Source organism: Sanguibacter inulinus, assembly GCF_013415325.1.
Lineage (GTDB): Bacteria > Actinomycetota > Actinomycetes > Actinomycetales > Cellulomonadaceae > Sanguibacter > Sanguibacter inulinus.
Genome location: NZ_JACBYE010000079.1, coordinates 1 through 9997, shown reverse-complemented (window position 1 = coordinate 9997; position 9997 = coordinate 1). Strand labels below are relative to the sequence as shown.

The 9997-nt window shown below is 73.1% G+C and carries 7 protein-coding genes; 3 read left to right on the top strand and 4 right to left on the bottom strand.

What is annotated here, in order from left to right; translation table 11 throughout:
- Positions 1-46: 46 nt before the first annotated feature.
- The 3 genes from HZZ10_RS18440 to HZZ10_RS18430 are packed head-to-tail and all read right to left on the bottom strand — an operon-like array spanning position 47 to position 5147.
- Positions 47-1468, bottom strand: a complete 1422-nt coding sequence (locus HZZ10_RS18440; RefSeq protein WP_179914630.1) for an alanine racemase — start codon at positions 1466-1468, stop codon at positions 47-49.
- Entirely contained in the window at positions 1465-3216 is a 1752-nt protein-coding gene (locus tag HZZ10_RS18435) for an N-acyl-D-amino-acid deacylase family protein (protein WP_179914629.1), read from the bottom strand. The genes HZZ10_RS18440 and HZZ10_RS18435 overlap by 4 nt, the downstream gene beginning before the upstream one ends.
- Positions 3213-5147, bottom strand: a complete 1935-nt coding sequence (locus tag HZZ10_RS18430; RefSeq protein WP_308507622.1) for a beta-N-acetylhexosaminidase — start codon at positions 5145-5147, stop codon at positions 3213-3215. Before HZZ10_RS18430 ends, HZZ10_RS18435 begins: the two co-directional genes overlap by 4 nt.
- 286 nt (positions 5148-5433) lie before the next feature.
- Here HZZ10_RS18430 and HZZ10_RS18425 point away from each other — a divergent pair, with 286 nt between their 5' ends.
- From HZZ10_RS18425 to hemQ, 3 genes are all read left to right on the top strand, one after another.
- Positions 5434-6204: an RNA polymerase sigma factor gene (locus tag HZZ10_RS18425; protein WP_179914628.1), complete on the top strand. Its 771-nt coding sequence runs from the start codon at positions 5434-5436 to the stop codon at positions 6202-6204.
- Between the two features lie 80 nt (positions 6205-6284).
- On the top strand, positions 6285-7472 hold the full coding sequence (locus tag HZZ10_RS18420; RefSeq protein WP_082544253.1) for a ferrochelatase: 1188 nt from the start codon (positions 6285-6287) through the stop codon (positions 7470-7472).
- A gap of 26 nt (positions 7473-7498) precedes the next feature.
- Positions 7499-8251 (top strand): hydrogen peroxide-dependent heme synthase, encoded by a 753-nt coding sequence (hemQ, locus tag HZZ10_RS18415; protein ID WP_179914627.1) that lies wholly within the window; start codon positions 7499-7501, stop codon positions 8249-8251.
- Positions 8252-8409: 158 nt separating this feature from the next.
- On the opposite strand, the gene HZZ10_RS18410 is transcribed toward hemQ, so the two are convergent.
- Positions 8410-9795, bottom strand: a complete 1386-nt coding sequence (locus HZZ10_RS18410) for a Glu/Leu/Phe/Val family dehydrogenase (RefSeq protein WP_082544208.1) — start codon at positions 9793-9795, stop codon at positions 8410-8412.
- Between the last annotated feature and the right edge of the window lie 202 nt (positions 9796-9997).

Below are 9997 nucleotides of genomic sequence, written 5' to 3'. Positions count from 1 at the left end.
GTGGACAACGACAGGGAGGGGCCGGGCGCGGAGGTGGCCCTCCGGCTCAGAAGTCTGTGGTGACCAGCTCGACGACCCGGTCCTCGGCGTCGACGACCGCCGCGACCCGCCACTTGTCGAAGAGCGTGCACGGGTGCGAGATGCCGAGCCCGACCACGTCGCCGGGTCCCAGCGCAGGCGTGCCGGGCGCGAGGTCGTCGACGGCGAGGAACAGGTGCTGGTCGTTGAGCCCTGTCACGCGCGCACCGTGGAGAGGCTCGGGCGACGCGAGCACACCGTCGTCGTCCGCGCGGCGCACCGAGAGTGCGACCGGGAGGTCGAGGTCGTAGGCGAGGTCGCGTCGACCCGCGCCGAGCACGACGAGCCCCGGCTCAGGAGCCGAGAGCACCTGGGCCCAGACCGTCGCCGCTGCTCGCATCGGGACGGCGCCGGGGATGCGCCGCCAGGGGTCCATGCGCTCGCAGAAGCCGTGGTCGTGGGTGACGTAGGCGCCCGAGCGCACGAGGACGTCGACAGGTGTCGTCCGGCCGTCGGGGCCGTCGAGGGGGCCGGGCAGCTCGGCGACCACGACGTCGAGGAAGGAGCTGCCGCCTGCCGACACGACGATGGGGGAGCCGTCCTGCCCGACCAGACCCGCCTCGACGAAGAGCCCGGCGACCTCGCGCAAGGACCTGCAGTACGCCGCGACGCGGGCGAGGTCGTCTGGGGTGGTGCCCGAGGCGGCAGACCCCTCGTACCCGGCGACGCCGACCAGCCGTAGGCCAGCCCCCGCGACAGACCGGGCGAGGTCGAGCGCCTGCTCGGGTCCGCGGGTGCCTGTCCGCCCGCCGGCGACACCGACCTCCACGAGCACGCCGACCCGCTCGCGCACCTCGGGCGCGGCGTCGGCGAAGGCCGTCGCGAGCAGCCGCACACCGTAGGCGGAGTCGACGTAGAGCCACGCCTCGAGAGGGTCGAGAGCGTCCGACGTCTCGACGAGGGTCCGCAGCCGGCGGGTCTCGCGGGGGTCGACCATCTCGTTGGCCAGGAACACCCTGCGCACACCCCAGTCGACCACGGTGTGCAGCTGGGCGGGGTTGGCGACCGTCGCACCCCAGGCACCGTGAGCCTGCTGCCGCGCGAAGACCTGCCGCGACATCGTCGTCTTCACGTGGGGTGCGTGCAGCACCCCGGCGGACCGGCAGACCTCGGCCATCGTGGTGAGGTTGTGCTCGAGGGCCGCGTCGTCGAGGGTGAGCAGCGGCCAGCCGAAAGTGTCACCTGTGGTCGACGGGAGGTCTGCTGTCACCTCCGCGAGGGTCGCCGGTGCACCGAGCGCGAGCCCCTTGGTCCGCGGACCGACGGTGTCGCTGCTGCGCCCGCGCCCGTGCTCGTGTCCGTGCGCGGTCCCACGGGTCTCGGCGGTGCCTGTGGCGACATCCTCCAGGCCGTGGGTGGTCGTGCTCGGTGTGCCATCCTGCTCGCTCATGCTCGTCCTCCTGTGCGGTGCGCTGATGCGGTCGCGGGCGCGGGCGCGGTCGACGGCCGGAGCGACCGGCCGGGGGTGAGTCCTGTGAGCTCGCCGTCGGCGAGCACCCGCCGTCCCGCGACCACGACGTCGGTGACACCCGTCGCCAGCCGTCGCGGCTCGTCGTAGGTCGCGAGGTCTCGGACCGTACCGGGGTCGACCAGGGCCACGTCGGCGACCGACCCGACCTCGAGCGACCCGCGCCCGGCGAGCCCGAAGCGACGTGCAGCGGCCGTCGACAGGTGGTGCTGCGCCTCCGACCACGTCCAGTCGCCCGAGCGCACCTGGGCGAGCATCCGGGCGAAGGCACCCCAGCCGCGCGGGTGCGGGCGCCCACCGGCGTAGATCGCGTCCGAGCCGCCCATCTGGGCAGGGTGCGTCGAGAGGGCGAGGACCGAGGCAGCGGAGTTGGTCGGCGGCTGGGCGAAGACGCACCCGGCCCGCAGCCCTGTGCTGACCAGGAGCTCGACGGCGGTGTCCGCGGGGGAGAGGGCGAGGCGCCGCGCGACCTCGACGAGGGAGAGCCCCTCGGCCCACACGTGCTCGCCCGGCACCGAGGCCATCGTCACGCGGGGCCAGAGGTCGACGAGCCCCGGCAGGTGCTCGGTGCGCAGGCGGGCCAGCACCGCAGGGTCGCGCAGCGCAGCGACGGTCCGCTCCGGGTCGGCGATCGGCAGCCAGGTCGGCAGCGCGACCATCGAGAGGATCGACGCGCCGCGCAGGTACGGGTAGGAGTCGAAACTGACGTCGAGGCCTGAGGCGAGGGCGTCGTCGACGTAGCCCGAGAGCTCAGCGGCCGGTCCGTGGTAGTGCGAGACGTGGGTGGCGACGCCGGTCTCGGCGGCGATCGAGACGAGCTCGGCCATCGCAGCGCCCGCCCTGTCCTCGTACCCGCGCATGTGGCTCACGTGAGGCAGTCCGCGACCGGCGAGCACCCGGGCCAGCGCGACCAGCTCCTCGCGGTCTGCGTAGGCGGCCGGGACGTACTCGAGGCCCGTCGACATGCCGACAGCACCGGCGTCGAGCCCGTCGACGAGGGCTGCGACGAGCAGGTCGCGCTCGGCGGCGGTCGCCGGTCTGTCGCTGTCGCCGAGCAGGGCGTAGCGCAGCGTGCCGTGCGGGACGAGGTAGGCGACGTTGACCGGGGTGGTGCCGTCGTAGGTCGCGAGGAGGTCGGCGACGCCGCCGCCGCGGAAGGTCGGGTGCTCGCCGTTGATCGCGGAGAAGTACCGGCCCGCCCACGTCGTCGCGTCCAGGTCTGCGCTCGCGGACGAGGACGAGGACGAGGACGAGGACGAGGACGGGTGCCGGGCCGGGATGCGGTCGGTGCCGGCACCGGTACCGGTTGCGTGGGAGAGCGCCGCGCCGGCTGACCGCAAGGATTCAGCGCCGGTCACGTGCGAGGGCGCGAAGGACACCCCGTCCTGCCCGACGACGATGCTCGTCACCCCCTGGCGCAGCATCGCGTGCTGCACCTCGGGGTCGAGCACGGCTGCCTCGCCGTGCACGTGCGCGTCGACCAGCCCGGGCAGGGCGACACGGCCGTCACCGTCGAGCACGTCGACGCCCGTCGGCCGGCGACCGGCCGGCGACACCTCGATCACCCGGCGGCCGAGGTGCAGGTCGACGGGCTCGGTCAGCCCTGTCGTCGACGAGGCGTCCGGCAGGCGGACGCCGTGGACGACGGTCTCGACACGGCTGGCGGTCATGCGAGACCGTCAGTCGCGGGAGTCGCGGGAGTCGCGGGAGTCGCGGGAGTCGCGGGAGTCGCGGGAGTCGCGGGAGTCGCGGGAGTCGCGGGAGTCGCGGGAGTCGCGGGAGTCGCGGGAGTCGCGGGAGTCTCCGACAGCGCCGCCTCGCGTACGTCGTCCTGCGAGTCGCCCTCGTGCCAGCCGCCAGCGCCGTCCCACCCCGCTGCGGCCATCTCCGCCGCGAGGTCGCGCGGGAAGCCGGGTGCGCCAGGTCGGGCCTGCCAGGGCAGCGGCCCGTCGAGCGGGCGGTACTCAACCCCCGCCGCGTCCAGGCGCGGCAGGTGCACGGTCCGCAGCCTCTCGAGGAACGCCTCGGAGGCCGGCGACCCGGGTACGCGGTCCGCCTCGGGCGACCAGGCGACCTCCGCGAAGGCCGCGAGCCTGGGGAAAGTCGCGAAGTCGACCCGTCGGGGAGAGTCGAGGTGCTCGGTCCAGACCTGGGCCTGCACACCCACGAGCCGCCCGGGTGCCTCGTCCAGCCCAGGGTGAGCGGTGCGAACGGCGCCCGGCAGCGGGTCGAAGGCGTAGACGTCGGCGACGGTCCGCACGAATCCCACGGGAGTCGGCTCGTCGGGGTGCTCGCCCGCCCGGTGGTCCAGGTACACGACCTGCTCGGGGGCCATGACCACGTCGTGCCCGGCCTCGATCGCCGCGGCGCCCACACTGATGCCGCGCCACGCCGTCACGACGGTCTCGACGGGGAGCGTCGGCGTGAAGGCCTCGTCCCACACGACGGGGCGACGTCCGGCGGCGATCACGTGCTCGCACAGCCTGTCGACGAACCACCCGTGCAGGTGGCGCGCGTCGGGCAGGCCGAGCGCCTCGGCCCGCTCGACGATCGCCGGGTTCTCGAGCCACAGGGTGGTCGGGACCTCGTCACCGCCGAGGGCGACCCAGGGGGAGTCGAAGACGTCGAGGACCTCGTCGAGCACGTGCCTGAAGAACTCGAGGGTCTCGTCGGAGGGGTCGAGCACCTCGGTGCTCACGCCCCAGGTGGTGCGGACCGTGTGCGGCTGCTTGCGGGTGCCGAGCTCGGGGTAGGCGGCCACGGCCGCCTCGACGTGCCCCGGCACGTCGATCTCGGGTACGACGACGACCCCCCGCTCGCGGGCGTAGGCGACGATCTCGCGCAGGTCGTCCTGCGTGTACCAGCCGCCGTGCGGCTGCCCGTCGGTGCGGTCGCTGCGCCAGGTGCCCACCCCGGTCTCGGTGCGCCACCCCCCGACCGCCGTGAGCAGGGGGTAGCGCAGCACCTGCATGCGCCAGCCCTGGTCGTCGGTCAGGTGCAGCTGGAGCACGTTGAGCTTGTGGGCGGCGGCGAGCTCGACGAGGCGCAGCACGTCGTGCACGGGCATGAAGTGCCGGGCGACGTCGAGCAGCATGCCGCGCCAGGCGAAACGAGGGGAGTCGGAGACCTCGACGGCCGGGAGCGTCAGCCCGCTGCGGTCGGTGCGCAGCGGCGCACGCCTGAAGGCGTCAGGGCCGGCGAGCTGCCGGAGTGTCTGGGCGGCTGCGAAGGCGCCGGGCAGGTCGTCGGCCTCGACGTCGACCTCGGACTCGCTCACGCGGAGCCTGTAGCCGCCGGTTCTCGGCCCTGCCGGCCCTGTCCCTGCTTGCTCTGCTGAGCCAGGCGCGGGCGCAGGCGCGAGCCGGAAGGCCGCGCGGGACCACCGGGCTCCGCCGGCACCCGCAGCAGGGTCCGCCGACCCCGCCAGCACGGTCTCGATGCCGTGCGCCGCGGAGACGACCCCGGCCCACCAGCGGGCGGCCGGTCGCAGGGCCTCGTCGACGGTGATGACGATGCCCTCTCGGGCCACGAACGGGGCTCCGGAGCCGGGCTCGGCGCGGACTGGAGCAGGGACGAGCCCGAGGTGGTCAGCAGTGGTCACGAGGTCGAGCCTAACGAGACTTCGGGGTTTGTCCACCCTCCTGACAAACGCAGTCGAGAGTGATCTGCCTCTCAACGCCTCGGCACCGGATGTCGTCTGGCGGGGACCGGACCCCCGAGCAGCCGCGGCATCAGGCCGACGGCGGACCTGAGGTCGTCGCGAGAGAGACGACTCCAGGAGCCCGTCGCGGGACCCGCTGCGGGTTCCCCTCTGCGCGACCGGCCCGGCACCTGGGATGATCGACGCACGGCGTCGCAGGGGGTGCTCGCCGCGGGAGGGGTCTCAGATGTTCACCGATGTCCCGACGGACACCGACACCGACCTCGCCGCGGGCTCGGCGGGCCCAGCCGACGCCGCTCTCGTCGAGGACGTCAGCAGCGGAGACGTCGACGCGTTCCTCGAGCTCTGGCGACGTCACCGGCAGGCCGCCTACGACTTCGCGGAGCGGTGGTCGCCGCCGGGCAGCCCCTCCGAGTCCGCCGTGAACCGCGCCTTTGCCGACGTCCTCCTCGAGATCTCGGCAGGCTGCGACGTCGACGGACCGTTCCGCCTCCACCTCTACCGCACGCTCTTCGCGGAGAGCTCCTGGGCCCTGCGCCCGGACGTCCCGCTCGTCGTCCGTGCCTTCGGCGCCCTGTCGGCGCAGTCCCGCACGGTGCTCTGGTACAGGGTCGTCGAGGACGAGCCGACGGGCTCGGTCGCCCTCATGGCCGGTGTCCACGGCGACGAGCTGTACGCGCTCCAGAGGGTCGCCGAGGTCGAGCTGCGGACCCGGTGGCTCGCCGAGATCGTCGAGGCGCCGTCGACGGCGCCAGGCTGCGCCTGGATGGTCCCGCGCATCGACCTGCGCCCCTGCGGCGTGCTCGCGCCGGCGTCGGAAGAGCGGTACGACAGCCATCTCCACAGGTGCGGCCACTGCCAGCAGGTGATCCTCGACCTCGCCGACGTGAGCGCTCTGCTGCACCACGCCGCGCACGCTCTCGTCGCCCCGCGCGACGAGGACCAGGACTGCCGCTACCCCCAGGGGCGCCCGGCGGCAGGCTCCCAGACGACCTGACGTTCTGTCGTGTCAAACTCACACCGCGCAGCCCGACCCTCGCGGTGGCGGGGTTCTCCAGCGGTGCGAAGATGGCTCACATGGCCCTCACCCCAGACACCGAGGCTGCTCCCGGCACGGCTGCCGAGACCACCCGCGGCCCCCAGCTGCCCTACGACGCCCTCCTGCTGTACTCCTTCGGAGGCCCCAACAAGCCCGAAGACGTCGTCCCCTTCCTCCGCAACGTCACCGCCGGCAAGGGGATCCCCGACTCCCGCCTCGAAGAGGTCGGCGAGCACTACTACGGCTTCGGCGGCAAGAGCCCGATCAACGAGCAGAACCTCGCCCTCCAGGCTGCCCTCGAGGGCGAGCTCGCCGCTCGCGGCATCGACCTGCCGGTCGTGTGGGGCAACCGCAACTGGGAGCCGTACACGCGCGACGCCGTCGAGCAGCTCAAGGAGATGGGTGTCCAGCGCGCCGTCGCCCTCGTCACGAGCGCGTACTCCTCGTACTCCGGCTGCCGCCAGTACCGCGAAGACCTCGCCGTGACCCTCGACGGGCTCGGCGACCTCGGCCCGGAGGGGTCGCGGAGCGTCCAGTTCGACAAGGTGCGCTCGTACTTCAACCACCCCGGCTTCGCCCAGGCCAACATCGACGCCGTCGTGGACGGCTACCGTGCGCTCGCCGAGAAGGACGGTGCCGAGCTCGCAGCCGAGGCCCGCCTCGTCTTCGTCACGCACTCGATCCCGGACACCATGGAGGCCGCCTCGGCAGTCTCCGGCGCGACGTACTCCCAGCAGCACCTCGACCTCGCCGCCGTGGTCGCCGCCGAGGTCTCGACGGTCCTCGGCCACCCCGTCGAGTGGACGCTCGCGTACTGCTCGCGCTCCGGCCCGCCGAGCCAGCCGTGGCTCGAGCCCGACGTCAACGACCACCTCGGCGAGCTCGCCGAGTCGGGTGTGCGCTCCGTCGTGATCTCACCGATCGGATTCATCTCCGACCACATGGAGGTCGCCTACGACCTCGACACCGAGGCGATCGCCACGGCCGCCGAGCTCGGCCTCGCCGCCGTGCGCGCCGGGACCGTGAGCACCCGGGCGCCCTTCGTCTCCGGTCTGGTCGACCTCGTCCTCGAGCGGGCCGCCCTGGCCCGCGGCGACGAGATCGTCCAGCAGACCGTCGGCACCCTGCCCGCCTACAGGTCCGTGTGCCGGCCCGGCTGCTGCCGTCGCCGTGACGGCGAGGACAGCGGCGTGCCCGCCCTGTGCTCGGAAGCCCTGAACTCCTGACCCGCGACGAAGAGAGCCAGCACGCCATGAGCGACCAGCACCTGCACCACCGTCCCGACACCGGCGAGACCGTCCCGACGGACGACATCAACGAGGCCGTGCGCTACACGATGTGGTCGGTCTTCTCGACGGTCCAGACCCTCCCGACCGACGCCGCCGAGCGTGCCGAGGTCGTCGACGCCGCCCTGGCCTCGGTCGGTGGCGCGGACTCGGGGGTCGACACCGACCTGACGATCCGCGGCTGGTACGACGTCGGTGGCCTGCGCTCCGACGCCGACCTCATGGTGTGGTGGCACGGGCCCTCGATCGAGTCCGTCCAGGGGGCCTACCAGCGCCTGCGCGCCTCCGACCTGGGACGTCACCTCGAGCCTGTGTGGTCGAACGTCGGCCTGCACCGCCCGGCCGAGTTCAACCGCGGTCACGTCCCGGCCTTCATGGCTGACGAGGCCCCGGAGAAGTACATCTGCGTGTACCCCTTCGTGAGGTCTTACGAGTGGTACCTGCTGCCGGCCGCGGAGCGCGCGACCATGCTGCGCGACCACGGCATCGCGGCGGCGGGCTACAAGGACGTCAGGGCGAACACCGTCCAGGCCTTCGCCCTCGGCGACTACGAGTGGCTGCTCGCCTTCGAGGCGGCCGACCTCGCACGGATCGTCGACCTCATGCGCGACCTCCGCGCGACCGAGGCACGCCACCACGTGCGCGAAGAGGTGCCCTTCTTCACAGGGCCGCGGACCGACCTGCACGCCTGGGCTGACCGCCAGCCGCTCGGCGACTGAGAGACAGGCAGCCGCTCGGCGACTGAGAGACAGGCAGCCGCTCGGCGACTGAGAGACCGCCAGCCGCTCGGCGACCGAGGCCCACCGGCCACATCGACGCAGCCCTGCACCCCTCACGCGAGGGGTGCAGGGCTGCGTCGGTCTGCGACGGCCGGAGATCAGGGATAGAGGCCACGGATCTGGTGCGCCTCGGCGACGCGCCGCACGCCGATCACCAGTGCCGCGTCGCGCAGCGTGATGCCCTGCGCGCGCGAGGTCGCGGCGACCTCGCGGAAGGCCGAGTGCATGCGATCGGCCAGCTTCTGCTCGATCTCGTTCGCGTCCCACCAGTACGTCTGGTTCGACTGGACCCACTCGAAGTACGAGACGACCACACCGCCGGCGTTGGCGAGGATGTCGGGGACGACCACGACACCCTTCTCGGCGAGGATCGCGTCGGCCTCCGAGGTCGTGGGGCCGTTGGCGCCCTCGACGACGAACCTCGCGCGGACCGACGGCGCCGTGCGGGAGTCGAGCACCCCGTCGATGGCCGCAGGGACGAGGACGTCGACCTCGAGGGCGAGGAGCGCGTCGTTGCCGAGCGGGTCGGCGCCGTCGAAGCCCACGACCGAGCCTGTCGCTGCCACGTGGTCGAGCAGGCGCGGCACGTCGATGCCCGCAGCGTTGTGGACCCCGCCGAACTGGTCGCTGACCGCGACCACGCGGGCGCCCTCCTCCGCGAAGATCGACGCGGCGTGGGCACCGACCTTGCCGAAGCCCTGGATGGCGACGGTCGCGCCGGTGAGCGTCTCGCCGACCTCGGCGAGTGCGGAGATGGTCACGTGCACGACCCCGCGCGAGGTGGCTGTGGCCCGGCCCAGGGAGCCGCCGACGGCGAGGGGCTTGCCTGTCACGACCCCGGGGATCGTGTAGCCCTGGCTCACCGAGTAGGTGTCCATGACCCAGGCCATGGTCTGCTCGTTGGTCCCCATGTCGGGGGCCATGATGTCGCGCTCCGGGCCGATCATCGGCATGATCTCGCTCGTGTAGCGGCGGGTGACGCGCTCGAGCTCGCGCTCGCTGTACTGCTGGGGGTCGATGCCGACGCCGCCCTTGGCGCCGCCGTAGGGGAGGTCGACGACGGCACACTTCCAGGTCATGAGCATCGCGAGGGCGCGCACCTCGTCGGCGTCGACGCTGGGGTGGAACCGCAGACCGCCCTTGCCGGGCCCGCGCGAGACGTTGTGCTGCACCCTGAAACCCTTGAACAGCTCGACCCTGCCGTCGTCGCGGCGCAGCGGGACGGCCACGTTGATCTCGCGCCGCGGGGTCGCGAGCATCTCGTGGAGACCCTCTTCGTAGCCGAGGATCTCGACGGCGCCGGCGAGCTGCCCCAGGGCGTTGGCCCACGGGACAGAGATCTGGGCCGTGCTCGGGTGGCTCGTCGCCGTGGACTCTGCGGACGCTGCCGGCGCCGCTCGCCCCGTCCGGGCTGCGTCGCCCGTCAGGTCGTCGGTGCTCGCTGCGGTGTCGTGGTCTGTCGCGGCGGTCTGCTGGGTGGACATCGTCGGTGGTCTCCTCGCTGTCGACGACGCGCCGTTGTGCGGCACGTCACAGACCAACCTACCTGGGGAGCCGGGGTCTCGGGCTCCAGCGCGCGCCTGCGCCAGGCTCGGCTCCGACCTCGGCGTCCTCGCCTGACGTCCTGCGTCACGCGCGGGTCACCTGCCGCCGCGGGGCGGGTGCCGGGATGGGGGCGTGCTCGGG

Excerpts from the sequence above, each read along its gene's own strand:
- HZZ10_RS18425 (WP_179914628.1), top strand. The coding sequence starts at position 5,434 with ATGTTCACCGATGTCCCGACGGACACCGACACCGACCTCGCCGCGGGC.
- HZZ10_RS18420 (WP_082544253.1), top strand. The coding sequence starts at position 6,285 with ATGGCCCTCACCCCAGACACCGAGGCTGCTCCCGGCACGGCTGCCGAG.
- HZZ10_RS18435 (WP_179914629.1), bottom strand. The coding sequence starts at position 3,216 with ATGACCGCCAGCCGTGTCGAGACCGTCGTCCACGGCGTCCGCCTGCCG.
- HZZ10_RS18440 (WP_179914630.1), bottom strand. The coding sequence starts at position 1,468 with ATGAGCGAGCAGGATGGCACACCGAGCACGACCACCCACGGCCTGGAG.
- hemQ (WP_179914627.1), top strand. The coding sequence starts at position 7,499 with ATGAGCGACCAGCACCTGCACCACCGTCCCGACACCGGCGAGACCGTC.
- HZZ10_RS18410 (WP_082544208.1), bottom strand. The coding sequence starts at position 9,795 with ATGTCCACCCAGCAGACCGCCGCGACAGACCACGACACCGCAGCGAGC.